This is a genomic window from Micromonospora sp. NPDC049089 (assembly GCF_040648775.1).
GTDB lineage: Bacteria > Actinomycetota > Actinomycetes > Mycobacteriales > Micromonosporaceae > Micromonospora.
This window is the reverse complement of record NZ_JBEZEH010000003.1, coordinates 50,689-75,803: the sequence shown is the minus strand read 5'-3', so window position 1 is coordinate 75,803 and position 25,115 is coordinate 50,689. Positions and strand designations below refer to the sequence as shown.

22 protein-coding genes and 2 pseudogenes are annotated in these 25,115 nt (G+C 68.0%); 13 read left to right on the top strand and 11 right to left on the bottom strand.

The features are described 5' to 3' along the window. The first annotated feature begins 105 nt into the window (after positions 1-105). The 4 genes and pseudogenes from AB0B48_RS01475 to AB0B48_RS01460 form a co-directional block, all read left to right on the top strand. Positions 106-3,378 (top strand): BTAD domain-containing putative transcriptional regulator, encoded by a 3,273-nt coding sequence (locus tag AB0B48_RS01475; RefSeq protein WP_357194264.1) that lies wholly within the window; start codon positions 106-108, stop codon positions 3,376-3,378. A 49-nt stretch (positions 3,379-3,427) separates the two neighbouring features. Continuing rightward, positions 3,428-4,060, top strand: coding sequence for an NAD(P)H:quinone oxidoreductase (gene wrbA / locus AB0B48_RS01470; protein WP_357194261.1), 633 nt, complete (start codon positions 3,428-3,430; stop codon positions 4,058-4,060). A gap of 121 nt (positions 4,061-4,181) precedes the next feature. Then, complete coding sequence (locus AB0B48_RS01465; RefSeq protein ID WP_357194258.1) at positions 4,182-5,078, top strand: NAD(P)-binding domain-containing protein; 897 nt, start codon at positions 4,182-4,184, stop codon at positions 5,076-5,078. Between the two features lie 147 nt (positions 5,079-5,225). After that, positions 5,226-5,320: pseudogene (locus tag AB0B48_RS01460) on the top strand (IS5/IS1182 family transposase); the annotation flags it as partial. A gap of 56 nt (positions 5,321-5,376) precedes the next feature. Here AB0B48_RS01460 and AB0B48_RS01455 read toward each other — a convergent pair. Beyond that, positions 5,377-5,733, bottom strand: coding sequence for a nuclear transport factor 2 family protein (locus AB0B48_RS01455; RefSeq protein ID WP_354878882.1), 357 nt, complete (start codon positions 5,731-5,733; stop codon positions 5,377-5,379). A gap of 367 nt (positions 5,734-6,100) precedes the next feature. Here AB0B48_RS01455 and AB0B48_RS01450 point away from each other — a divergent pair, with 367 nt between their 5' ends. Then, positions 6,101-6,313, top strand: coding sequence for a CGNR zinc finger domain-containing protein (locus tag AB0B48_RS01450; protein ID WP_357194255.1), 213 nt, complete (start codon positions 6,101-6,103; stop codon positions 6,311-6,313). A gap of 109 nt (positions 6,314-6,422) precedes the next feature. Here the strand turns inward: AB0B48_RS01450 and AB0B48_RS01445 are convergent, their stop codons facing one another. Next, positions 6,423-7,382, bottom strand: coding sequence for a helix-turn-helix domain-containing protein (locus AB0B48_RS01445; protein ID WP_357194252.1), 960 nt, complete (start codon positions 7,380-7,382; stop codon positions 6,423-6,425). Positions 7,383-7,453: 71 nt separating this feature from the next. Here AB0B48_RS01445 and AB0B48_RS01440 point away from each other — a divergent pair, with 71 nt between their 5' ends. The 3 genes from AB0B48_RS01440 (at position 7,454) to AB0B48_RS01430 (ending at position 12,312) form a co-directional block, all read left to right on the top strand. Next, on the top strand, positions 7,454-7,777 hold the full coding sequence (locus tag AB0B48_RS01440) for a cupin domain-containing protein (protein ID WP_357194249.1): 324 nt from the start codon (positions 7,454-7,456) through the stop codon (positions 7,775-7,777). 170 nt (positions 7,778-7,947) lie between these two features. Next, positions 7,948-10,908, top strand: a complete 2,961-nt coding sequence (locus AB0B48_RS01435; RefSeq protein ID WP_357194246.1) for a hypothetical protein — start codon at positions 7,948-7,950, stop codon at positions 10,906-10,908. A gap of 366 nt (positions 10,909-11,274) precedes the next feature. Beyond that, positions 11,275-12,312 (top strand): DUF808 domain-containing protein, encoded by a 1,038-nt coding sequence (locus AB0B48_RS01430; protein WP_357194243.1) that lies wholly within the window; start codon positions 11,275-11,277, stop codon positions 12,310-12,312. Between the two features lie 334 nt (positions 12,313-12,646). Here the strand turns inward: AB0B48_RS01430 and AB0B48_RS01425 are convergent, their stop codons facing one another. The 6 genes from AB0B48_RS01425 to AB0B48_RS01400 all read right to left on the bottom strand — a co-directional run bounded on the left by AB0B48_RS01425 (position 12,647) and on the right by AB0B48_RS01400 (position 17,815). After that, a complete protein-coding gene (locus AB0B48_RS01425; RefSeq protein WP_357194240.1) occupies positions 12,647-13,495 on the bottom strand; it encodes a hypothetical protein in 849 nt (282 codons plus the stop codon). A 37-nt stretch (positions 13,496-13,532) separates the two neighbouring features. Further along, on the bottom strand, positions 13,533-13,913 hold the full coding sequence (locus AB0B48_RS01420) for a DUF2267 domain-containing protein (protein ID WP_357194314.1): 381 nt from the start codon (positions 13,911-13,913) through the stop codon (positions 13,533-13,535). Positions 13,914-14,012: 99 nt separating this feature from the next. Next, a complete protein-coding gene (locus tag AB0B48_RS01415; RefSeq protein ID WP_357194237.1) occupies positions 14,013-14,642 on the bottom strand; it encodes a TMEM175 family protein in 630 nt (209 codons plus the stop codon). Positions 14,643-14,837: 195 nt separating this feature from the next. Next, complete coding sequence (locus tag AB0B48_RS01410) at positions 14,838-16,013, bottom strand: zinc-dependent alcohol dehydrogenase (protein ID WP_357194234.1); 1,176 nt, start codon at positions 16,011-16,013, stop codon at positions 14,838-14,840. After that, on the bottom strand, positions 16,010-16,930 hold the full coding sequence (locus AB0B48_RS01405) for an SRPBCC family protein (protein ID WP_357194231.1): 921 nt from the start codon (positions 16,928-16,930) through the stop codon (positions 16,010-16,012). The genes AB0B48_RS01410 and AB0B48_RS01405 overlap by 4 nt, the downstream gene beginning before the upstream one ends. Before the next feature lie 303 nt (positions 16,931-17,233). Next, on the bottom strand, positions 17,234-17,815 hold the full coding sequence (locus AB0B48_RS01400; RefSeq protein ID WP_357194229.1) for a type 1 glutamine amidotransferase domain-containing protein: 582 nt from the start codon (positions 17,813-17,815) through the stop codon (positions 17,234-17,236). 237 nt (positions 17,816-18,052) lie between these two features. On the opposite strand from AB0B48_RS01400, the gene AB0B48_RS01395 reads away from it, so the two are divergent. Beyond that, positions 18,053-18,895 carry an aldo/keto reductase gene (locus tag AB0B48_RS01395; protein WP_357194226.1) on the top strand — a complete coding sequence of 281 codons (843 nt, stop codon included), beginning with the start codon at positions 18,053-18,055 and terminating at the stop codon, positions 18,893-18,895. A 428-nt stretch (positions 18,896-19,323) separates the two neighbouring features. On the opposite strand, the pseudogene AB0B48_RS01390 reads toward AB0B48_RS01395, so the two are convergent. After that, positions 19,324-19,494: pseudogene (locus AB0B48_RS01390) on the bottom strand (manganese catalase family protein); the annotation flags it as partial. Positions 19,495-19,624: 130 nt separating this feature from the next. Here AB0B48_RS01390 and AB0B48_RS01385 point away from each other — a divergent pair. Further along, on the top strand, positions 19,625-20,488 hold the full coding sequence (locus tag AB0B48_RS01385) for an alpha/beta hydrolase (protein WP_357194223.1): 864 nt from the start codon (positions 19,625-19,627) through the stop codon (positions 20,486-20,488). A gap of 284 nt (positions 20,489-20,772) precedes the next feature. On the opposite strand, the gene AB0B48_RS01380 is transcribed toward AB0B48_RS01385, so the two are convergent. Next, complete coding sequence (locus AB0B48_RS01380) at positions 20,773-21,387, bottom strand: TetR/AcrR family transcriptional regulator (RefSeq protein ID WP_357194220.1); 615 nt, start codon at positions 21,385-21,387, stop codon at positions 20,773-20,775. A gap of 72 nt (positions 21,388-21,459) precedes the next feature. Here AB0B48_RS01380 and AB0B48_RS01375 point away from each other — a divergent pair, with 72 nt between their 5' ends. Beyond that, positions 21,460-22,185 (top strand): SDR family oxidoreductase, encoded by a 726-nt coding sequence (locus AB0B48_RS01375; RefSeq protein WP_357194217.1) that lies wholly within the window; start codon positions 21,460-21,462, stop codon positions 22,183-22,185. A gap of 76 nt (positions 22,186-22,261) precedes the next feature. After that, the gene (locus AB0B48_RS01370) at positions 22,262-23,326 is read left to right on the top strand and encodes an aldo/keto reductase (protein ID WP_357194214.1); all 1,065 of its coding nucleotides are present in this window, start codon (positions 22,262-22,264) and stop codon (positions 23,324-23,326) included. Between the two features lie 175 nt (positions 23,327-23,501). On the opposite strand, the gene AB0B48_RS01365 is transcribed toward AB0B48_RS01370, so the two are convergent. Next, on the bottom strand, positions 23,502-24,515 hold the full coding sequence (locus tag AB0B48_RS01365; protein WP_357194211.1) for a YafY family protein: 1,014 nt from the start codon (positions 24,513-24,515) through the stop codon (positions 23,502-23,504). A gap of 92 nt (positions 24,516-24,607) precedes the next feature. On the opposite strand from AB0B48_RS01365, the gene AB0B48_RS01360 reads away from it, so the two are divergent. Then, positions 24,608-25,006: a VOC family protein gene (locus tag AB0B48_RS01360; RefSeq protein WP_357194209.1), complete on the top strand. Its 399-nt coding sequence runs from the start codon at positions 24,608-24,610 to the stop codon at positions 25,004-25,006. Positions 25,007-25,115: the final 109 nt, after the last annotated feature.

Below are 25,115 nucleotides of genomic sequence, written 5' to 3'. Positions count from 1 at the left end.
TCGGCTGACGTTCGCCTTCGTGGCGTCGGCGCCGCGTCCCGGTGAGCGGGCCGACTGTCGATCGACGTTTCGCGGGCGGGACAGCCGACTGGCTAGTGTGAAGCGGTGAGGTTCGGGGTGCTGGGCGAGGTCGCGGTGTGGACGCCCGACGGCGAACCCGTCGCCGTACCCGGCCTGAAGGTTCGGGCTCTCCTGGCTGACCTGCTGGTCCATGAGGGGCATCCGGTGTCCTCCGACCGGCTCATCGAGGATCTCTGGGGTGACCGGGTGCCGGGCAACCCGCTCGGTGCGCTCCAGGCCAAGGTGTCGCAGTTGCGTCGCGCGCTGGAGTCGGGTGAGGCGGGTGGCCGTGCGCTTGTCGAGTCCGGTGATGCCGGCTACCGGCTGCGTATTTCGCCGGAATCGGTCGACGCTGGTCGCTTCGCGGCTCTGTTGGTGCGTTCGCGGGCGCAGCGGGAGCCAGTTGGCCGGGCCGCGGAGCTGACGGAGGCCCTGTCGCTGTGGCGTGGCTCCCCGTACGCCGACTTTGGTGACGAGCGATTCGTCCGTCAGGCGGTCGAGCGGCTCGACGACCAGCGCCTGGCGGCGTTGGAGGAACTGGCCGAGGCCCGGCTCGATCTCGGTGAGCATCACTTGCTCGCCGGTGAGCTGGCCGACCTGGTCACCCGTCACCCGTGGCGCGAGCGGCTACGGGCCGCGCACCTGCGCGCCCTGTACGGCTCGGGACGCCAGGGTGAAGCCCTGTCCGCCTACGAGCAGTTCCGTCGGCAGATGCGTGATGAACTCGGCATCGATCCCGGCCAGGAGTTGGCCGAGCTGCATCGGGCGATCCTGCGCCAGGACCGCGCGCTGCAGCCGCCGGCACCGCCGTCGTCTCCGGTCCGAACCAACCTGCCGGCGCCTCTGTCACCCGGTCCGTACGGCGGATTGATCGGGCGTGACGAGGCCGTCGAGGCGGTACGGGAGCGGCTGACGAACGGGCGGCTGGTGACCCTTACCGGAATGGGTGGGGTGGGTAAGAGCAGGTTGGCGCTCGAGGCCGCTCGTCTGCTGGCCGACACGTTCCCCGCCGGAGTGTGGCTTGTTGAGCTGGCGGGCCAGCCGCACTGCGACGGCCAAGCGCTCTCTACCGAGGTTGTCGACGTGGTGGCGGCGACTCTTGAGATCCGCGACGACGCCCCGGCCGGTCTGCCCGGTGATCGGCCAGGTGAGCCGATGGATCGGCTGCTCGCCGCGCTGCGGGACCGGCGGATGCTGCTGCTGCTCGACAACTGCGACCACGTGGTGACGCCCATCGCTGAACTGACCGAGAGTCTTCTCGGTGCCGCAGCCGACCTGCGCATCCTGGCGACGAGCCGTGAACCGCTCGGGATCGCAGGCGAGGTCGTCTTGCCGGTGCCGCCGCTGGAGCTGCCGGAGCCGGGAGCGACCGCGGAACAGATCGCCGGGGCCCCGGCGGTTCGGCTCTTCGAGATCCGTGCCCGCGCCGTCGAGCCGGGCTTCATCGTCGATCAGCGGAACACGGACACAATCGCCACCATCTGCCGGCGTCTCGATGGCGTACCGCTGGCGTTGGAACTGGCCGCGTCCCGGCTGCCCGTTCTCGACCCCGGCGAGTTGGCGGCGCGGCTCGACGATCGCTTCCGACTGCTGTCATCCGGTCGGCGTACCGCGCCCCCTCGTCAGCAGGGGCTTCGCGCGATGATCGACTGGAGTTGGGAGTTGCTGTCGCCCGGCGAACGGGCGGTGCTGCGCCGGCTGGCGGTCTTCGCCGACGGTGCCACCCTGGCTACCGCCGAGCAGGTGTGCGCGGGCGGACAAGTGGCGTCCGACGAAGTCCTCGATGTGCTGGCACGATTGATCGACCGATCGCTGGTCCTGACGCGCCACGGCGAGAGTCCACGACGCTATCGGCTCCCGGAGACGGTGGCTGCCTACGGTCTCGAACAGCTCGACAGTGCCGGCGAACTCCCGGCGACCCGTCGCCGTCACGCCGCGTGTTTCGTCCGTCTCGCCGAGCAGGCCGCAGGGCGGCTACGGGGTCATGACCAGAGTCGCGCGCTACGGGAACTCGACGCCGAAAATGCCAACCTGCGGGCAGCACTCGACGTCGCCGCCACCGACGGTCAGCCTCGCGTGGGCCTGGCGCTCGCGACCTCGTTGGCCTGGTACCGGCTGCTCCGGGGTCGGCTCGGAGAGATGCGCCGGTCGCTGCTAACGGCGTTGGACATCGTCCCGAAAAGTGCGGACGACGTCGCACCGGACGCCCTGCGGCGACGTGCGGATGTGTGGCTGACCGCCCTGGCCACCCGTGACGGTGACCCGAACGCTCCCCGGCAACGGATCCTGGAATGCCACCAGGACGCCGACGGGCCGGAGAAGGCGTTCGCGCAGTGGTTGTTCGCCTCCATGATGCTCGGTTCCGGAGATCCGGGTGAGGCTGCCGCCCTGGTCGACGCGGCGCTGACGACGTTCCGCGCCGACGGCGACCAGTGGGGCATCGCTGCCGCCTGCGCCACTCGGGCGGACCTCGCGCTCGTACACCGCAGCGACCTGCCCGGTGTGCAGCGTGACTGCGAGACCAGCCGGACGCTGTTCGTACAACTGGGCGACTGCTGGGGGCAGGTGCATCCGACGAGCCTGTTGGGCACCCTGGCCGAGATCAACGGCGACTACGACAGCGCAGCCATGCGGTACCGGGAGGCGTTGCGCATCGCCGAACATCTGCGGCTGTGGACGTCGGTGTCCCGGCAGTTGGCGTGCATCGGACGGATCGCCCTGTTGCGCGGCGACCTCGACGAGGCGGCCGCCTGCCACGACCGCGCGCTACAGGTCGCGCGGGAACAGTCGAGCCGGTCCGCCGCCGCCTTCGCCGGCACGGGCCTGGCGATGATCGCTCGCCGCCGGGGTGACCTCGACGCCGCCGAGACCCAGCAGCGGGACCTACTCGACTGGAACCGGCACGCCGGTTACCTGCCCGGCTACGCGCTAGCGCTTGCCGAGTTGGGATTCATCGCGGAGCACCGCGACGATGCGGTCCTCGCCGAGCGCCACCACCGCGAGTCGCTCGACGCGGCGCACGCCACCGGGGATCCCAGGGCTGTCGCCCTGGCCCTTGAGGGCCTGGCCGGGGCGACCAGCCTCGGCGGTGACCATCGCCTCGCCGCAGGGCTGCTCGGCGCGGCCCGCACGCTTCGCGCGGGCGCCGGAGCGCCGTTGCCCCCCGGTGAGCAGCATGACGTCCAGCGCATCACCTCTCGCCTCCGCACCTCGCTGGGCAGCGAGGAACTCGCCTCCGAGATGAGCCGCGGCGCACAGCTCGACCTGGACAGAGAGGATTTCAGCGGCATCGGTAAGGGGATGGTCAGCGAACGGTAAGCCTGCTCGGCACGGTTGACCGAGAACCGAGCCGACCCAGGAGGTAACCGTGCAGACCGCTGCCAGGATCGCCGTCATCTACTACTCCGCCACCGGCACTGTGCACCGGCTCGCGCAGGCATTCAGGGACGGAGCGGCCGACGCCGGCGCGGAGGTCCGCTTGCGCCGGGTGGCGGAGTTGGCACCGGATCAGGTCGTTGATGCCAGGCCGCAGTGGCGGGCCCACCTTGACGCCACCGCCGATGTTGCGCTCGCCACCCTGGACGACCTGCGGTGGGCGGACGGGTACGCCTTCGGCACACCGACGCGTTTTGGCAACGTCTGCTCTCAACTGCGCCAATTCATCGACACCACGACCGCCCCCTGGCAGGCAGAGGAACTGGCCGACAAACCGGCGACCGGCTTCACGGCCAGTTACGAGGAGCACGGCGGCCAAGAGTCGACCCTGCTCAGCCTTTACCAGACGTTCCACCATTGGGGGGCGGTCATCCTGCCCACGGGCTACCTGAACTACGGCACCGCGCACGCCGCCGGCGGGAACCCGTACGGCGTCAGCCTCGTGGAGAGCCGCGCCGGCCGGGATCCGGAGTACGCCAGAGCGGTCCTCGAGACGGCCCGCTTCCAGGGCGCACGCCTCACCCGCCTGACAGCCGCCGTCCGCGCGGAGAGCCACCTCGGGTAGAAGCCCGGCGACGAGCGGTACGGCATCCGGGGCGAGACCAGGAGTAGTCGCCTCCGGGGCGACGGATGCCCGTTTCCCGCCACCTGACGCATCGAATCACCGAGTAGAAACGAGAGAAATCATGCTGACAACGACCACCGCTGATCCGACCGAACAGGCCAGCCGGGTCACCGTGCTCGGTCTCGGTGACATGGGCTCGGCGATCGCCAGGACGTTCATCGATCGCGGACACCGTACGACGGTCTGGAATCGGACCGTGAGCAAGGCCCTGCCGATGGTCGACTCTGGCGCCACGGCTGCCGCGAGCGCCGCGGAGGCTGCGGCCGCCAGCCCGCTCGTCGTGGTGTGTCTGCTCGACGGCGTGGCGGTCGACGAGGTACTCGCTTCCGTGGACACCGCAGTCGCGGGCAAGGTCTTGGTGAACCTGACCAGTGGCTCTCCCCACCAAGCACGGGCCAACGATCGCTGGGCGAGAGAGCGCGGGGCCACGTACCTCGATGGCAAGATCATGGGAGATGCGGCAGACGTCGGTACCGCGCACGTCATGTTGTCGTTCAGTGGTTCCCGCAAGGCCATCGATGCGCACGGGTCAACGCTGGGGGAGTTGGGCACCGTCACCTACCACGGGGAAGAAGCCGGCTTGGCCGCCGTTGAGTTCATGGCGCAGGTCGCGATGGGCTACGAGATCCTCATCGGGTTCCTGCACACCCTGAGGCTGGTGCAGGCAGAAGGAGTCGACGTAGCGGAGTTCGCCGAGCGTGCCGCCAGCTCCGTCGCCGCGCTGCCCCCGCTGTTGACCTCGATCGGCAACGCGGTCAAGGCCGGCGAATACCCGCCGGATCTCGGCTCGCTCAACGTCCAGGCCGCCCTGATGGACGACATGATCAGCCATCGGGAATCCATTGGCGTGGAAGCCGTGCGGATGCAAGAGGTCAGGGGCCTGATGAACCGCCGGATCGCTGACGGCTTCGGCGCTCAGGGGTTCTCGAGCTTGTTCGAGCTGCTGACAAAGTCCTGATGGCGCTCTCTCAGCACCCGGGACGCGATGCCACAGACCGCAGCGTCATCCGGCCCTCTGCCGCAAGACCACCACGGCCGCCTCCTTGCGGGCCTCATCCGCCGCCACCGTGACCAGCGCAGGTTCCGATGGCAGCGTCTCTTGTCCAGGCCGGTAAACCGCGCTCACACCCGCATCCGCGCCATCGGTGAAAGCGCCAATGCCACCCTCAAGCCGGGAAGGTCCTGACGAAACTGCGCTGCTGACCACGCCTCGCCACCGCGATCGTGCACTCCAGCCTCGTCCTTCGTGAACGGACTCACTGGACCGGGACGAAGGTGGCGGCCAACACCCGCCAGTTGTCGTCCTCACGCACCCAGAGTCGGGTGTAGCGCAACCGTGCGGACACAGCGGCACCGCTCTGAACGGCATCCACCGCAGCGACCATGCGAGTCACCCCGGTCTGGCCGTCTTCCTGGATGTCGAGTGACTCCTCCACCAGGCTGGTGATTCGCAGTGCACCTGAGCGGTAGCCAGCCAGGTCGTCCTCCTTCGTAAAGACCGTGCCGTCCGGTCCGGCACCCACGACCTGCGGGTGCAGTAGCGCGTCGAGGGACTCGACGTCAGCGGCGCGCTGGGCGGCTTGAAGTTGCCGTTCCGCGGTGAGGAGATCCATCCACCGATCCTCCGCAGCTGGCCCCAACAAGACAAGCGGGTTCGCCCGCGGCAGAACGGCGACGTCAGCCCGGTAGTGGCGTGAGCCTCTCCTCAGATGCCCGAATCAGTAAAACTGCACGACTGGTCCGTGCACCGCAGTACCGGCCCACTCTCGTTCCAGATGTCGTCGGCGGTCGCGGCGCGCGGCCGCGCCGTCCGAGGACCGCCCGGACCGATGGGATGCGCTCAGGGCTCCTGCTTCGCTTCAGCCCGGTGGTGGCTCAGCAGTCGACCGAGCAGCCGCCGCTCGAATGGCACCGCGCTGGCAGGAGCTCGCCTTTGCCGATACGGAGCCACGACTGACGACGCGACACGGAGCAGCGGCCATGACCGGTGCCATCGCCGAGGTTGCCGCCGACGCTGTCGCCCTCGTCGCCGCCGGCCACCTGGGTACGTGTGCGGCGCCCGGATGCGTACTGCTGTTCCTCCGTGACCGGCCCAACCGCGAATGGCGCGGCAACTCCTGCGGAAACCGGGTGCGAGTGGCGCGCCACTACGACCGCCGTAAGCACGCCGCTTCGGATGGCGAGGCGGTCTGATACGCCAGGGCCGGCGAAATCGCGGTGCTGCAACGGGCCACGGGCGCGCGGGTCTCCCGCTCTCCACGTGCCGAACGGGCAGCGTGGGCCAGGTGTGGTGGCGTGCGGTCTACGTGCTCGCGCCGCGGCCGAAGGAGCGGCGGTAGGCGGCTGGCGTGGTGTTCACCGTGGTGCGGAAACGGCGGCGCAGGTTGGTGGCCGTGGACAGGCCGACTCTGGTCGCGATTGTCTCGACCGGCAGATCGGTCTCCTCCAACAGCGCTCGTGCAGCCGTGATCCGTTGCTGGAGCAGCCACTGTCCTGGGCTGACACCCAGTTGCGCGGTGAATCTGCGGGCGAACGTACGCGGGGACATTCTGGCCTGCGCGGCGAGGTCGTTGACGGTGAGCGGATCTTGCAATCTCTCCGTGGCCCAGTCGAGCACTGGGCCCAGGGACACCGGAGTGTGCGCGGTCCGGGATGCTGCCGCGTACTGCAGCTGCCCGCCCTCGCGATGTGGCGGCATGACCATGTGCCGGGCGATCTGGTTGGCGTGAGCGGCGCCGTGGTCATTGCGGACCAGGTGCAGGCACAGGTCGATGCCGGCCGCAGTCCCCGCGCTTGTCGCGACGTCGCCGAGGTCGATGTACAGACTGTCGGCTTCGACCTGCACGCCTGGAAATCGGGCGGCGAACTCGGCCGCCATCCGCCAGTGAGTCGTCGCCCTGCGCTGATCGAGCAGGCCGGCGTGGGCGAGCAGGAAAGCGCCGGAGCAAATGGCGACGATCCGGGCACCGCGCCGGTGAGCGCGCCGCAGCGCATCGATCACGGCGGACGGCGCGGCCTGCTCGCGGCGTTGCCAACCCGGAATCACCACAGTGTCCGCGGTCTCGAGCGCGTGCAGCCCGCTGGTGACCGCCATGTCGTAACCAGCCATGGTGGGCACGATGCCCGGCTGCTCGGCACACACGTCGAACCGGTAATTGTCTGTTAGACCGGGGCGCCGTACGCCGAACACCTCAGCGACACAGGCGAGTTCGAAGGTGGACTGTGGCGGCAGAACCAGGGCGACCACCCGATGAATGATCATGGCAGGAATGTACCTGTCAACGTCATTGCAGACACTAGCCGGTGCGGCGCGAACACGACGATCATGACTGCATGGCTAATGCATCTGATGATGTGCAGATCCTGCAGGTCGACGAGGTGGAACCCGTCGAGGTCGTGCCCGGCATCATCCGGCGGCGCCTGCCGGCGACCGAGCGGGCCCGTGGCTGGATGTACGACTTCGCCCCGGGCACGGAGTGGCCAGAGGTGGACGTGCACGAGGGCGAGGAACGCTACTACGTGGTGTCGGGTGAGTTCATCGATCGAGGCCACCGTCTGGGCCCGGGCAGCTACGTGGTGTTTGCTCCGGGCACCACGCACCGCCCGCGTACCGAGACCGGCGCACGAATGATCGGCATCAGCATCGTCGCGATGTAGCCGGCAACTCCGAACACGCCGTCGGAGAGCGGGCTCGTGATCTGCCGGCGACCCAAGGGTGGAGGATCGGCCCATATCGGATCGAAACGGTCCACAGTGTCATGTCAAGGCTCCCTCGATCCGCACGTGCAACTTGATATCTCCAACAACCTCCACGCTAGGAGCGGTAGATGAGGAAGACCCTGGCTCTGGTCATAGCGACGGTAGTTCTGGCCGGGGCAGTGTCTACCAGCGGCGCTGCGCAGGCGGCACCCGACCCAGACACCGCGCGAGCCGCCAGCCGTGCCATTGGCACCGCTCCAGCGCCGCACACCCCCGAGCCGGAACCGATCACCCCGCCGGTCCCGAGGCCCAAGCCGTTCGAGGAGGCCCCGCCCAGCATCGCGCCGCACAAGGCAGTCACTCCGCCCGACTTCGGCCCGAACGAACGGATCCTCTCGGCGTACCACCAGGGCAAGCTCTCCCGCGACGACGCAGTGCGGTACGGACTCACCGCGCTTCGCTCACCCCGGGCGGTACCCGCCCACCTACGGCAGGCCGATGCCATCCGCGACCCGCAGCGGTACCTGACCTACCTCTCGATGCTGGCGGCGAGCGTTGAGCCCGAGGCGGCGAGGATGATCGCGCCGGACGTCGCCGCGCCGGCTGCCGCCCCCGCGGCGGCCGGCTACAACGACTGCGCCGCCGACCCGTTCGACTATCTCGGTGTCACCTACCGCTGCCGGGCATCCGCCGGCGAGTTCCTCATCCTGTTCAACATCGCCGGAGCAGGCCGACCGGGCATCCCGGCGGACTACCATTCCAACGGCCGGGCCAAGGCCGTCCAGCACCTACTGAATTCGCTCGCGATCGCTGTCGACGAGTACCGCGAGATGGGTTACCCGCTGCCGGTGCGCGACGGCAAGCCGTGGGTGTTGGTCTACGGCGTTGACGAGATCCCTGTCGTCGGCGGGCTCGGCATCCCGATCGACGCGCCTTTCGTGTTGCCGTTCGGGCTCAATCAGCAGGCCACCATCCTGGTGCCGAACGGGCAGACCGACTGGGACTACCTGCCCCGGCATGAGCTGTTCCACGTCATGCAGTACCAGTACTGGGACAAGTCTGACATAGCCGTCGACTTCGTCTTCAATTACGTTGGCAGCAAGGAGTTCGGTTCGATGAACTGGTGGATGGAGGCCACCGCGGAGTGGGCCGCCCACCAGACCTACGTCCGAGAGCCGTACCTGCCCATCCCCGGCGAGGAAGGGCTGTATGCGCGCAACGTCTACGACGTGCTCAGCATGCCGGGCTCAGCGCTCAACTCGTGGGGTGGCCTGGGTGGCGGCCCGCAATACGGGGCGTTCCTGCTGCCCACTTATCTCACCGAGCAGATCGACCCGGTCTTCGTGCGGCGGACCTGGGAAAGCATCCGGGACCACGACCATCTGCCGATCGAGGCGATCCGGCACGCCGCGCAGGGCTATGGCCTGAACTTCAAGGACATGCTGCTGGGCTACCACATCGCCAACTATCGGCTGGCCAAGGCGAACGCCGCCCCCGCCCCGACGGTGGACGCGTGGCGCAGCTACGGGTACACGGATACCGACACGAGATTGTGGCGGGACAACATCTCCGCCCTGAGTGGGACGAGCGGCGACATTCTCGGCGGCGCGAGGCCGGCCCGCAAGAGTCACTCCACCCCCGCTGGCACGCACGTGGAGTACCAGGACATTCTGCGCAAGGGCGGCGCCGTCTACCATGACTTCCGGGCCGTCCAGAATTCCGGCGACCCGGGCTGCGGGTACTGCTCGACGCTGCTGATCGACACGAGCAAGGACGCCAACCGCAGCTCCGCAGTGGTCCTCTGGTCGCCGGCTGGCAGCGCTGGCACGCAGGTGAAGTACCCGAGCATCCAGACGGTGCGCTACCCCGACGCCGGCGGTCTGATCACCGTGCCGGACTTCGCGTACCCCATGGTGGCCACTCTGGTGACCACCTGGACCGAACTTGACATCCACTCCGCCGACGCGGACAGCAGCCCGAAGACGTTCAGCACCTACGTGGAGACCACGCTGCCGCTCACACGCCGCTCGTGCGTTCTGCGGCCGCTGTCGGTGCGCAGCGTGGAGACCACCGTCGAGCCGGAGGGCACATTCAATCGGTACGCCGCCAGCACGCGGGACGGCTGGACCGGCGGTGACTCGACGTACTCGGTGAAGCTGCCCGACGGGCGGATCGTGTGGCTGTTCTCCGACACCTGGATGGGACCGCTCAACGGCGACGGCACCCGACCAGTGAGCGCTCCGCTGGTGAACAACACATTCGTGGTGCAGAGCGGTGGAACGCTGACCACTTACCAGGGCGGCACCGCCGGGGCTCCGCGAGCGCTGATGCCGCCCTCCGGACCGGGTAAGTGGTACTGGGTCGGTGACGGTCACCTCTCTGGCGGGCAACTCCAGGTGGTATACCAGGAGTACGAGCGCTTCGGCTCCGGCGCCTGGGACTGGCGGTTCAACCGCAACGTCGTCGCCAACTTCGCCCTGTCCAACCTGCGGACCCCGGTCAGCGTCCGGGAGTTGCCCTCCGCCAGCGGGGTCGCCTGGGGCTCGGGGCTGCTGCCGGCCAGCCGCAGCGGCGACGGTTACACCTACGTCTACGGCGTGGACGACTCGCCGATCAACAAGCAGATGCGCATCGCCCGCGTCTACGGCAGCGACCTCGCCAGCGGCACCTGGCAGTACCACACACCGTGGGGCTGGACGATGCGTGAGCAGAACTCCCGCAACCTGCTGACCGGCATCGCCAACGAATACAGCGTCACCCCCTGGGGCGGACAGTTCCTGCTGCTCAGCCAGGACAGCACCCAGGCGTTCAGCGGCCAGATCAACGCCTGGACGTCCTGCTCACCCTACGGTCCCTTCACCCAGAAGACCCCGGTCTACCGAATGCCCGAACCCGGACCATACGGCAGCTACTGGAACCCGAACGTCATCTCGTACAACGCCCACGTGCACCCGGCGTTCAGCTCCGGCGACACGTTCATCGCGTCGTACAACGTCAACAGCATGGACACCAGCGTCTCGCCCGACGGTGACCACTACCGCGACCCTGGCATCTACCGCCCCCGCTTCTTCCGCTTCACACTCGGATAAACACCTCTGGTTCCGCCGGGCGTATCTCACGCCCGGCGGAACCAGCAAAAGGCCGGGGGGATCTCAAGGTGTTTCCGGCCAGAGCCGATGACGTCTGAGCGGCCACGGCGGGACCGCCGAGGCCAGAGACGAGTCTGGCCCAGACCTGGCGGTAGCTGGACTCGGCGCTGCGGCGGACGGGTTCGGCCTGAACTGGCGCCAGGTGATGACCCGGGCGCGGTGGTGGCGGACCGTCGGCCGAGCGCGATGGTCGCTCACCTCGAGCTCTCGCCTGACATACGGCCGGGCGGTGGCGTGCCGCGCACAGGGACCTGAGCGAGAATGGGCCAGTTCGAACTCTGCGCTCAACCCTGGAAGGACCCTCCCTTGGCCGGTGGACTCGTAGCCCTGCTGGATGACGTGGCGGTGCTGGCCCGGGCCGCTGCCGCGTCTATCGATGACATCGGGGCGGCCGCAGCGAAGGCCGGCGCCAAGGCTGCGGGTGTCGTCGTCGACGATGCTGCCGTCACGCCGCAGTACGTGCGGAGCCTGGCGGCCGAGCGCGAGTTGCCGATTATCAAGCGCATTGCCGTGGGGTCGCTGCGCAACAAGTTCTTCATCATCCTGCCTGCGGTGCTGCTGCTCAGTCAGTTCGTGCCCTGGCTGCTCACTCCGATCCTCATGCTCGGCGGCGCCTACCTCTGTTACGAAGGCGCGGAGAAGGTGTGGGCCAAGATCGCCCATCACGGCGCTTCCGGTGCGGGCGAGGAGAAGGTGCAGGACGAGACGACACTGGTGTCCGGGGCGGTACGAACCGACCTGATCCTCTCGGCGGAGATCATGGTCATCAGCCTTAACGAGGTGATCGATGAGGCGTTCTGGTCCCGCCTGGTGATCCTGGCTGTCGTCGCCGTCGTCATAACCGTCCTGGTGTATGGCGTGGTGGCCCTGATCGTGAAGATGGACGACGCCGGGCTGCGCCTGTCGCAACGTTCCGGCGCCGTCGCCACGTTCGGCCGCGGTCTGGTGAGGGCGATGCCGGTGGTCCTCACCGTGCTGACGGTGGTCGGCACCGCGGCGATGCTGTGGGTGGGCGGGCACATCCTGCTGCTAGGCACGAACGAGCTGAACCTGCACTTCCTGTACGAGGCCGTGCACCACGTGGAGGTCGCCGCCCACGACGCCACGGGTGTTCTCGGCGGGCTCGTCGGCTGGCTCGTCAACACGGTGGCCAGCGCGATCCTCGGGCTGATCGTCGGAGCGCTGGTCGTGCTGGTCATGACTCTCACGCTCCACCGCCGCAAACCCAAGGCTGCGGCCGCGACTGCGACGGCCACGACTCGTACTGACGGCACCATCCCCCCGCCGCCGAGCCGTGCAGCTCGGCGCCCCGACGCTCCTGCGGACCAAGCGCCGCGCGGATGACCGCAACTCGACCACGGGGTCAGGCGTTTGGTGCTGAACCGCGCTCGGTACTCCAGTCGCACCCGGTGGAGTCGGAGTCTTCGCTGGTAGTAGGCCGTTTGGCGCGGTATTGGTGTCGCCGTCGCCAGAATGACCACCGATGAATGTGGCCGAAGGGTCGAATCGTGGCAGGTGAGCATCGAGTAGCTGCCGTACCAGGACGCCTTCACCCAGCCAGGACAGCAGGATCGCCGCCTTGGCGGTGGGTGAGGGCATGGCGGCGGTGAGCCTTCTCCCGGACGTCGTCGACGTGCGCATCGGACAGCTCGCCACACTGCTGGCCGCGGACGTCGAGTCAGCTCGGCGGCTGTTGCCCCTGCGGTCCGGCCAGCCATGTCGTGATCTGCCTCAGTGGCTGGCTGCTGTTGACGATCTTTTTCATCCGTTGCCACGCGGCGTGGGCCGGAGACCCGCCCAGCACGGTGCCGAGACCCCCCATGCCGCTGCCAGCCACCGTCCCGCTGCTCTGAGCAAGTTGCTGGGTGCTCTGTCCGAGCTGCTGGGTGGCCTGCCCGAGTTGTTGGCCGACCTGCTGGGTTGCCTGCTGCAGCGTCTGCGACAGCGGTCCATCGGGTCCCAGCGCCTCCTGCGCCGTCTGCCCGACCTGGTTCACGGCGTTGTCCACTGTCTTCACCAGCGACTCGACGATCTGGGGGTTCCGCTCGATTGTGCGGAGGGCGCTGTCGAGGATGCCCCGGAGCTCATCGAGCCGAACCTCAAGCATCGCCTCGGCCTCGACGCCCTTGATGTCGACCTTCACCGTGCCGAGACGCGCCTGAACGCCCACGTCGAGTTGGAGCAGGCTGCCCAGCCGTGCTCGCAGAGAAACAGAGGTGTCCAGATCGTCTACCTCGACGTAGATCTGATCAACTTTGACCTGCGGGATCTGGAGGACGACGTCCGGGTCTGACATTGTTTTGCTGCTGCGCCCACCAGCCGGCTGAGGAAGGCCGTGCGCACCACTTTCCGGAATGAGGGGGTGTTCGCCGGGCTTGGCACCCGTCGGCCCGGCGGCGACACTGCGGCTCTCGCCCGGCTCGGCGGATTTTGCGCCTTCCTCGGCGTCGCGCTGCCCATCAACGCGTTCACGCGGTTGCGCCGGCGACTCCCGTGCGCCCGTGTCCCGGCTCTCCGGTTCGGTCATCACGCACTCCTTGGGCCTCGCCTGACGTCCGAACGGATTAGGTGCCGATCCGGCGGGGCTGAAGCTGTCCCGACCCCGGCCCGGTCAACTGCCAGAACTCCTGCGGCAATTGGTCGACGAAGTCCCCGTACTCCTTCGCGCTGGCAGCCTCACGGAGGGTGTCCAAGACGGCTCGCGCTCCGTCGGTGGCCACCTGGTGATCCACCCCTGCCTGGGACTGCACCCGTTGGAGGAATTCGGTGAGGCCGAACCGTTGCGGATCTTCGGTGGGCCTGGACACCAGGCCGCGTAGCTCCTCGGGGAGTTGGGAGGCGAGGTCCCTTGCCTGGCCACCGGTGACCCGTTTTGCCACGGTCTCAAGCGTGGCGCGGGTGATCGGTTCGGCCTTTTCGGGCGGAACCCTGGGTCGTGCTGCCACAGACTGAATGAACTCGTTGTAGTTCACCTCGGATCCCCTCTCGAACCGGATGACGGCGGGTACCCGCCGCCGTCCGGGTTAATCGGCGGGTCGTCCATCTCAGGGTCGTGGCGGAGGACTGTGGGTGATACGTCGGGTCACGGGCGACTGGTACAGGCCAGCGCTGGTGATGGCGTAGAAAACGGGCAGAAGGACGAAGATGGCCAGGCCGATCAACGGCGCGACAAGGTAGCCGACCAACCCCGCGAGGACGTAAAGGACGACCCCGACGAGGGCTCTGAGCCGCTCGACGGGAAAGAAGCCGCCCCTGGCCTGGTCCTTGAGCAGGTCCGGGTTTTTTGCCAGGTAGTGGTAGAACGCCAGCCAGGTAGCGCACAGCAACGCGCCGATCAGCGCGTAGAAGGCGACGGCCACCCGCTGGTCCGCGTTGTTGTGCTCCTGCAGCGCGTCCGACACGACGGCGGTCGGAAACGGCAGCAACGCCGTGCTGAACAGCACGAACAGGTTCATCCAGTGCAGGCCGCGATCGACCTGCTGGATGCGGTTGAACGCCGCCTTGTGGTTGAGCCAGACGACTGCCACATACGAGTAGGACGCGAGATAAGCGGCGTACGAGGGCCACTGCTCGAGGAGTCCGGAGAGGAGGCGGCCAGGAGGAACGTCCGGCACCCGCAGGTCCAGGACCAGCAACGTGATGATGATGGCGAAGATGGCGTCGCTGAACGCCACCGCGCGGCTGGTGTCTGACCGGGTGCCTAGGTCTGCGTCTGGCCCGCTCACCGACTGCGCCTACCCAGGGTCGTCCATGGCAAACAGATGGAGAGCCGGGGGTGCGAGTGCGGCCGTCCGCGGAAGGTCGGCGCCCGCGGACAGACGCCGCATCCGGCCACCGGGCGTGCCGCGGTGGCCGGATGCGGGTGGTGGTCAGGGTTTGAGGACGACCTTCTCGCAGTTGTCCTGCTTGTTCTTGAAGATCTCGAAGCCGCGTTCCGCCTGGTCGAGTGGCAGGGTGTGGGTGATGACCCGGGTCGGGTCGATCTCCCCACGTTCGATGCGCTGCAACAGCGGTTTCATGTAGCGCTGCACGTGGCATTGACCGGTACGCAGGGTCAGCGCCCGATTCATCCACGCCCCGGCCGGGAACTTGTCGAGGAAGCCGCCGTACACGCCGATCACCGACACGATGCCGCCGCTGCGGCAGGACAGGATCGCCTGCCGTAGCGCGTGCGGGCGCTCGGTCTCCGATCGGACTGCCTGCTTGATCCGGTCGTAGGCGTGCACGTGCGCGGCACCGTGGCTGGCTTCCATGCCGACCGCGTCGATGCACTTGTCCGGCCCCCGCCCACCGGTCAGTTCCAGCAGCCGGGACCGCACGTCCACGTCCTCGAAGTTCACCGGCGTGTGGCCCGCCCGTTCGGCCATCTGCAGCCGGTACGGCTCTTTGTCGATGGCGATGACCTTCGCGGCGCCGAGCGCCCGGGCGCTGTCCATCGCGAACTGCCCGACCGGGCCGGCGCCCCACACCGCCACCACATCGGTGGGCTGGATGTCGCACATCTCGGCGCCCATGTAGCCGGTGGGCAGGATGTCGGAGAGGAACAGCACCTGCTCGTCGGTGAGGTCGGCCTCGATCTTCAGCGGACCGACGTCGGCGAACGGAACCCTCGCGTACTGCGCCTGACCGCCGGCGAAGCCACCGGTCAGATGCGAATAGCCGAAGATCCCGGCAACCGGGTGGCCGAACATCTTCTCCGCGATCCCGGCGTTGGGGTTGGAGTTCTCGCAGCAGGAGTACAGCTCGGCGGCGCAGGCACCGCACGCTCCGCACGCGATCGGGAACGGCACCACGACCCGGTCCCCGAGGCGCAGCCGACCTGGGTCGACGCCCCGGCCGACCTCCACCACCTCACCCATGAACTCGTGACCCATGACGTCGCCGTCCTGCATCGTGGGCACATACCCGTCGAGCAGGTGCAGGTCCGAGCCGCAGATCGCGGTGGAGGTGATCCGTACGATGGCGTCGCGGTCGTTGAGGATCTTCGGGTCCGGTACGTCACGGACCTTGACCTTGTTGCGGCCCGCCCAGGTGTTCGCCCTCACGCGTCTGCCCCCTTCGCGAGCTCGGAGTCCGACAGCGGTTGCGCCGGACGCTGCGGGAACTCCTTGCGGGCCCGCTTGCCCCACGGGGCCCCCTCGGATCGAACCACCTGGCCGGTCTCCAGCACCTGCTTGAGCCGGCGCAGGTCGTCGTCCAGCTGCTGGTGCGGTTCCTCACCGAAGTACCTGGCAACCACCTTGCCGACCGGGCCGCCCGGGATGTCGTACGACATGACGACATGCACCTCGGTGCTGACCCCATCCGGGGCGGGAACGAACCGGACCGTGCCGGCGTTCGGCACGTCGGCGTTCCCGGTGGACCGCCACGCGATCATCTCGCCGGGGTTCTCGTCGGTGATCTCCGCGTCCCACTCGACATTCTTGCCGAAGGGCGCGCTGGCGGACCAGTGGCTCGTACGGTCGCCGGTGGCGCGGATCGTCTCGAGGTGTGCCATGAACGTGGGGAGGTTGTCCAGGTCACGCCAGAACGCGTAGACCGTGGGCGGGGGTTTGCGGATGGTTGTCGTGGCTGTCAGCTCCATGGATCCTCCTTCGCGTGGGCCTCGTACCGGCACCGCCGAACCGATCCTCGTGGCGCGGATGGCCTGGACGGCGGTCAGCAGGTCCACCACCGTGATCCCGACGATGGCGCCAGTGACACCGACGAGGCGACGGCGGCGGTGCCCGCTTCGGTGGGCGATGGCCACCCCGAGAGAGGCGAGGTCCATCGCGTCGCCCACGACCCGGGTCCACGCCCAGATGCCCTTGCGCCGGCTCGTCAGGAGCCCGGCCGCATGGACCAGCTCCCGCGCCCCGACCAGCGGCACCATGGTCCGGGAGGTCGAGGAGTCGTCCACCCCGCTGATTCGGCGCACCGTGTCCGGTGCCGCCAGCTGTGCCATCCCCAGACCGAGACTCATCCAGCCGAGCCGGCGCCCTCGCCGTTGTAGGTCTTCCTGCCTGGCCTGAGCGGCCTCTCGGGTTGCTAGTTGAGTCACGGGTCGCCTCCGTATCCGGTCGCACCCCGGCCGAGCCATTCCGGCTCGTGGAAGTCCGGTACGCAACCCATAGAGGCCCGCATACCCCTCGGAAATCACCTCAATCCGCGCATCGGTCGCGGTATGGAGGTGATCCCTGTTCCGCTGCTCAGCGCGGCGTCAGGGATGCCACCGCTGTGGGGGCCCAGGCCCGCCCCGATGCGCCGGATCCTGAGCCCCGTCGCGTCAAGCCGTCGCCGTCTGGCGGACGTTCTCGCCCTGAGCGAACACTTCGACCATCTTGGCGCAGAAGGCCGAAAGGTCACCGGGGTTGCGGCTGGTGACCAGGCCGTTGTCGACCTGTACCTGTTGGTCCACCCAGTTCCCGCCCGCGTTGCGGATGTCGGTCCGCAGACTGGGGAACGAGGTGACGGTCCGGCCGTTGACCATGCCGGTCTCGACCAACGACCACGGGCCGTGGCAGATCGCCGCCACCGGCTTCTGTTGCTGGAAGAACGCCCGAACGAAGTCCATCGCCTGTGGGTTCATCCGAAGCCGGTCGGGGTTGACCGTCCCGCCCGGCAGCAGCAGGGCGTCGTAGTCGGCCGCGCTGGCCTCGTTGACAGTCCGGTCCACCCGGTAGTGGTTGGCAGGGTTGATGTCCTGGTTCATCGACTGGATCTCACCGGAATCCAGTGAGATCAGGTGGACCTCGGCGCCGGCCTGCTCTGCGGCGGCTCGGGACTGGGTGTACTCCACGTCCTCCACCCCGTCCGCGGCGAGACAAGCGATTCGTTTGCCGGTCAGTGGCTGCTGGCTCTGCGCCATTGTGGCGGCCTTCCCATCGCGGCGCCGCGCCGTCGGCAGCGCATCGTTCGCTCGCGGTCGCCTTCCCGGTGTCAGAACCGGGAAACAGGTCATCGAAGGCTCCTACGGGCGGACGGATGGGCCTGCTCGCCGATCAGGCAGCTCTGCGGAGGAAAGGTCGCCCTACGGAGACTGCTTCCTGTCGATGCGGGTAACGCGCACTGACCCCACTGGCGCCGAGGCCCCGGAAAGGCCGACATGACACTCCCTACCGCTTCGATCCAACTGCCGTCCGGCCAGACCATGCCCGTGCTCGGCCAGGGCACGTGGTACCTGGGTGAGCGTCCCGCAAAGCGACGGGATGAGCTGGCCGCCCTGCACGCCGGCCTCGACCTGGGCATGACCTTGATCGACACTGCGGAGATGTACGGCGATGGCGCCTCCGAGGAGCTTGTCGGCGAGGCCATTGTCGGACGACGCGACGATGTGTTCCTGGTCGACAAGGTGCTGCCGTCCAACGCCAGCCGCCAGGGGGCCGTGCAGGCCTGCCGCCGTAGCCTGCAACGACTCGGCGTCGACCACATCGACCTCTATCTGCTGCACTGGCGCGGCAACCATCCACTCGCGGAGACGATCGAGGCGTTCGCCGAACTTGTCGACGCCGGCGACATCGGACAGTGGGGCGTGAGCAACTTCGACCTCTCCGACATGACCGAGCTGCTCGAGGCCGGCGGGAACGACTGCGCGACCAACCAGATCCTGTACAACCTCACCCGCCGCGGCCCCGAGTACGACCTGCTGCCCTGGCTACGTGAACACCGGATTCCGGTGATGGCGTACTCCCCGATCGAACAGGGCAGACTACTCGGCCACGACCAGGTCGCGCAGGTCGCCGCGCGGCACGGGGCGACGCCCGCTCAGGTCGCGCTGGCCTGGGTGCTGAGGCAGGACATGGTTGCGGCCATTCCTCGATCGTCCAACCCGGAACACACCCGGGAGAACGCGGAAGCGCGCGACCTGCACCTGACCGAGGAGGACATCACGGCACTCGACATGGCATTCCCGCCACCTACCGGCCCACAACCACTGGAGATGTTGTAGGGCCGGCGGCCGTCTCGGTGCAGGCCGGGCCGGCCGGGGGACCGAGATCGCCGTACGGCTGCGCGACGGCGCCCGACTCACTGCCGCCGCCGCGGCCCGACGGCTCACCGGTCGGGATCCTGAACAGGCGATCCGGGCAGCGCTGCGAGAGTCGAAGCAACTGATCGAGACCAGTGAAGTCCTGCACCTCCGGCCAGATGCTTAGAAGCGTCAAGCAGCGGTGCCCCGGGCATCGCGTACGGACGCACGCCTGGCGGGGTCACCGGCTCTGACAAAGGACGTCACGTCTCCTCGGGTTGCTCTGCCCGCTCCCGGTCTTCCTTCCGAGAGGGTGGAGGCGCGCAGGCACCCGCGGTCACTGGAGAGCATCTTGACCTTGCGGACGACGTTGGTGACGCCCTGGGCGTGTGCCCCGCCCGCGTCGGGTCGCTGAAGCCGTCCTCGATGAGCTGTTCGATGCCGAGCAGCCACTGCTGTTGGTGGTAGGTATCGCGGGCCAGGTTGAATCGGAGCATCTCCTTGACGCCGGGGTCGTCGGTCATGTTCAGCACCCGGCTGGTCTGGAGGCGGCTCTGAGCTTCGGCGGCGACGTTGGAGCGCTGCCGAACCCGCCTTCCCAGGGGCCACCGGCGACAGGACTTACGCCATGGGTGCAGGCATACACCCACAGCATCCGAATCTGCCGAAAAGGGGAGTTTGCCCGACGGTCCGTCTGGACACCTGTCTGTCATGTTCGATGACTTCACGGACGAGCGGATCGACGTCGGGGAAGTGGAGCTACGAGTCCGGCACGCCGGACAGGGCCTTCCGGTTCTTCTCATTCACGGCCATCCCCGTACCGGTTCGACGTGGCATCGGGTCGCGCCGCAGTTGGTCGAACGCGGGTTCACCGTTGTCTGTCCGGACATGCGCGGCTACGGACAGTCGGGAAAAGCGCGCATCCTCCCCGACCACTCCCAGCAGTCCAAGCGAGCAGTGGCAGCGGATTTCGTCCGGCTGATGAATGCTCTGGGCCACCCGAGGTTCGCCGTAGTTGGGCACGACCGCGGTTCCTACGTCGGGCTACGCCTGGCACTGGACCATCCCCACGCAGTTAGCCATCTGGTCGTGCTCGACGGCGTGCCGATCAGCGAGGCCCTCGCGAGGTGCGACGCCACGTTCGCCCGCGACTGGTACCACTGGTTCTTCTTCGCCCAGGCTGACACGCCAGAACGGGTAATTAACGCCGATCCCGACGCGTGGTACGCCAGCAAGGCGCGGCCCGACAGCATGGGAGCCGAAAACTACCAGGAGTTCCGGCAGGCCATCCACGACCCAGCCACGGTGCGGGCGATGCTGGAGGACTACCGCGCTGGCCTCGGAGTTGACCGAGAGCACGAGGAAGCCGACCGGCACGCGGGCCGCACCGTAGGCTGCCCGACGCTCTTCCTCTGGTCCACGCGGGACGACATGGAGAACCTCTACGGTGATCCGCTCACGGTCTGGGCGGCGTGGGCCGATGATCTTCGTGGTCATCCGATTGAGTCCGGACACCACGTCGCTGAAGAGAATCCCGACGGCTTGACCATAGCGCTGCGGGACTTTCTCACCTGACAGTCTCTCTCCGCCGCGCTGGTCCACCACGAGGTCACCGCTGGGTATACGGCCTGTTGCTCACGGGCGCAGCGGCGCTCCTAGTGCAGAGAGGTTGCGAAGAACGCAGGCTACGTCAGCGGGCTTGACTGCGACTCGACAGCGACTTCCGGCCGCCTGATGTTCCGAACAGCAGGTTCCCACCCGTCAGTGCGCCGTCAAGGCGGCACTAGCCAAGGTAAACGATTGCTGTCGTACCGAAAGCCTCGTCCTATGTCGACATCGGCCTCCCGCACTGCCCGCACTCATGACCCGTCGGGCCGCAGGCCGTTGACGACGATCGCGAGCATGCGGTCGAACTGGGGGCGATGTTCCGCAGTGCCGGCTACGGAGAGCAAGCCGGCGAGCATGCTTCCCACATCGATCGGGTCGACGTCGGCGCGCAGGTGTCCTGTCTGTGCCCCGGCGCTCAGTAGTTCTCCCAGGATCTGCTGGACCTCGTCGCAGACCGGGCCGGTGCCGAAGCGGCCCGAGGCGCTCATGGCGGCCAGGGCCTCACAGATGCCGCGCCGCTCGGTGGCCCATGCGGCGAACCGGCCCATCCAGATGTGTAGCGCCCGGTCCGGTGGCTGGCTGGCCAGCAGGGCGTGGGCGTCCTCGTGTAGCGGGCGGATCTGGTCGCGGTAGATCTCTTCGACCAGGTCCTCGCGCGTCGGAAAGTGGCGGTAGAGGGTGGCGCTGCCGACGCCGGCGCGTTTGGCGATCGCGTCGAGCGAGATCGTCTGGTTGCCGGCAGCGAAGGCTTCAGCCGCGATGGCTATCAGGTGTTCGCGGTTGCGGCGGGCGTCGGCGCGCAGACCGGCCGATCGAGAAGTCATGGTCATCACAATCGCTGAGTCGGGCTGGGTCAGGGTTGGCAAAACGGGGGCATCCCCGTTTAGTGTAGGCCAGGCTAAGCGGGGATCTCCCCGTTTCGGACCTGAGGAGCCACCATGCCCAGAGCGCTCATCACCGGCGGAACTTCCGGGATCGGCCTCGCCACCGCAGAGCTACTGCACGCCCGGGGGTACGAGGTCGCCGTCACTGGTCAGAACCCCGACACGATCGCCAAGGCGAAAGCCGCACTCCCCGACAACGTGCTCGTAACCCGCGCCGACGCGCGCAGCCTCGCTGACACCGACGCACTCGTACAAACTGTGTCCGACCACTTCGGCTCCCTCGACCTGCTGTTCCTCAACGCCGGAGTCTTCCGCCCGGCACCGGTAGCCGAGGTGACTGAGGCATCGTTCGACGAACAGGTCGCCATCAACTTCAAGGGCCAATACTTCACCCTCCAGAAGGCGCTCCCCCTGATCAACGACGGCGGTTCCGTGGTCATCACCGTCGGGATCGGCGCCCGGCGCGGCAGTCCCGGCGCAACGATGGGCGCGGCAACTCGCGGAGCGCTGCTGGCGATGCTGCCCTCCCTCGCGCTCGAACTGGCCCCCCGCCGGATCCGGGTCAACACCGTGAGTCCCGGAGCGATCGCCACCCCGCTCTTCGACAAGCTCGGAGTTCCCGAAGTCGGACGCGACGCCATGCGCGCGAACATCCCGTTCGAGCGCTTCGGATCCAGCCAGGAGATCGCGGAAGTCGTCGCCTTCCTCGCCTCGGACGCCGCCAGCTACCTGACCGGACAGGACATCGTCGTGGCCGGCGGCTACGGGCTCAGCGCCTGACCGTTCCCTCGGCGCAACCAGCCGCGGCACACCTGGCTTTTCTCACCGCATGCCATCACCAGCTCAGGAGAACCTGATGTCACTCACGCTCGATACCTACCGCCAACTCGGCCGCTCCGGGCTGTGGATCTCACCGCTCGCGCTCGGCGCTGCCACCTTCGGCAACGACTGGGGCTGGGGCGCCGAAAAGGACGAGGCGCGCCGGCTGTTCGACCTCTACGTCGAGCGTGGCGGCAACTTCATCGACACCGCTGTCACCTACACCAACGGCACCTCCGAGCGGATGCTGGGCGAGTTCGCCCGCGGCCGCCGGGACAGCCTGGTGCTGGCCACGAAATACACGACACTGCGCACCCCAGGCGACCCAAACTCCGGCGGTGCCAGCCGCAAGAGCCTGAACGGCGCCGTCGAGACCAGCCTGCGACAGCTGGGGACCGACTACATCGACCTGCTCTACCTGCACGTCTGGGACTTCACCACACCCGTGGAGGAGATCCTGCGCGGCCTTGACGACCTGGTCCGCCAAGGCAAGGTCCTGTACGTGGCGATCTCCAACACCCCGGCCTGGCAGATCTCCCGCATGCACGCCATCGCCGACCTGCGCGGATGGTCGCCGCTGGCCGCGGTGCAGCTGGAGTACAACCTGATCGAACGCACCGCCGAACGCGACCTGCTTCCCATGGCCCGGGAACTGGGGCTGGGAACGGTCCTCTGGTCACCACTCGCCGGCGGGGTGCTCACCGGCAAATACAGCCGCCAAGACCTGGCCACGCCAGATGCCGCAGCCGCCGAAAGCGCCCGTAAGGGCTTCAATCTGGCACTCGGTGGGGTCACCGAACGCAACCTCGCGATCGTCGACGTGGTCAAAGAGATCGCCAGCGAACTGAACCGCACGCCCGCTCAGGTAGGCCTGGCCTGGACCCTGCAGAACCCCGCGGTGACCTCCCCAGTCATCGGTGCCCGTACATCAGCACAGCTACAGGAAAACCTCGGCGCACTGGAGGTCGAGTTCACGCCGTCGCAGCTCACTCGGCTCGACCAAGCCAGCGCCATCGAGCTCGGCTTCCCGCACGCGATGCTCGCCAGCGACCACATCAGAGCCCAAACCCGTGGCGAAATCACATTCGCAAACCACCGCTGACACCACGGCGCGATTCGGATGAGGGCCGGCGTCGGCGAGCCGGTAGCCGTAGGGTTGCCGACTCGCCGAGGTGTCGGCGGCACCTCGATCTGACGCACGACTATCTGGTGGTTCCCGGGGCGGCGGCGGCCTGCCGTGCCTGGCCGTGTTGTTCACCGCGCCCAGCGCACGGCCATCACGGGCTGCCGTTATGCGTGAGGCGGACTGCTCGGGCGGAGGTCGCAAGCCGGTCGGCGAGCGCGATGACGAGACCGCGGAGGTCATCCGGTCGCTCGATGACAAACGGCTGGTCGAGCGACGCGAGCAACGGAGGCAACCAGTCGAGCCGCTCCGCCCACAGCTCGACGCGGAGCCAGCGCTCGGTCTCCGGATCTGCATCTCCCCCGGACGAGGGCTCCTCCACGCTCGCGACGCTGGCGGGAAATCGGGTGCGGATCTGCTCGACCGTCCCCTGGATCCAGAGTGTCACCTGATGCCGGTACGGAGCCTTGGCGAGCCCTGAGAGGACGCGCTGCGCCGGATCGAGTCCGGCGGGCGGCTCGAACGCGCCGGGCAGGGTCCTCGCGTCTGCGATGCGGTCCAACCGGAACGTCCGGTCTTCGCCGATCTCGGGATCCGCGCCCGTGACGTACCACCGGCCCGAGTGGGCGACGAGCCCGTACGGGTGCAGGGTGCGTTCGCTGTGCCGCCCGTCGGCGGCGGTGTACGTGATCGAGACCGGCCGACGATGGTGCACGGCATCGGCGAGAGAGAGCAGGATCACGGTCTCCGGGACGGCGAACTCGCCGGGCGGAGCCGTGAAGGTGAGGGATTCGAGCACAGTGTCGAGCCTGTGGGCGAGCCGCTTGGGCAGTACCCGCCGGATCTTCGCCGCCGCCGTCTCACTCGCCGTGCCCGTCGCCGTCATCAACCCCGCTCGGCGACCGGCGACCAGGCCGAGCAGCACGGCGAGTGCTTCGTCGTCGCCCAGCATGAGCGGAGGCATGCGGTATCCGGCAGCGAGCCGGTACCCGCCGTAGCGGCCCCGCACCGACTCGACGGGCACGTCGAGCTCGATCAGGTGGTCCACGTACCGCCGCACGGTGCGCCCGTCGACGCCGAGCCGGTCGGCGAGTTCGGCCACCGTCCGGCTGCCGCCCGACTGTAGGAGCTCCAGCAGAGTGAGCACGCGAGCGGTAGGTCGAGCCATGCGTGGAACATAGCGCAAATGTGGACCGTTTCTGTCCGGTATTGGTCCTAGCATGCGAGGTAGAACGGCTCCACCGGAACAAGGGGATCACCATGAACTTCGTCTCGACCCGCATCATCACGGACGACGTCGCGCGCCTCGTCGACTTCTACGAGCGAGCCACGGGAGTGCAGGCGAGCTGGGCCAACGAGGACTTCGCCGAGGTCAGGACCACGACCGCGACCCTCGCGATCGGCAGCACCCGCACCGTCCCGCTGTTCGCGCCTGGCGCCGCCCGTCCGGCCGACAACCGTACCGTCATCATCAAATTCCTCGTGGACGACGTGGATGGCGCGCATCAGAACCTTGCCAGCTTCGTCGAGAACTTCGTCAACGAGCCCACCACGATGCCCTGGGGCAACCGGTCGTTGCTGTTCCGCGACCCCGACGGCAACCTCGTCAACTTTTTCACCCCAGTGACCCCGGCCGCCATCGAAAAATATGCTCGCTGACGACAGTGCGGCCCCCGCCAGGTGCCCCCGGCAGGCCGGCGTACGGGTGCGCGTTCACGGCGTTGGGCGGTGAGAACGTCGCGGTGGTGTGCGGGCGGCGTCAGTCAGC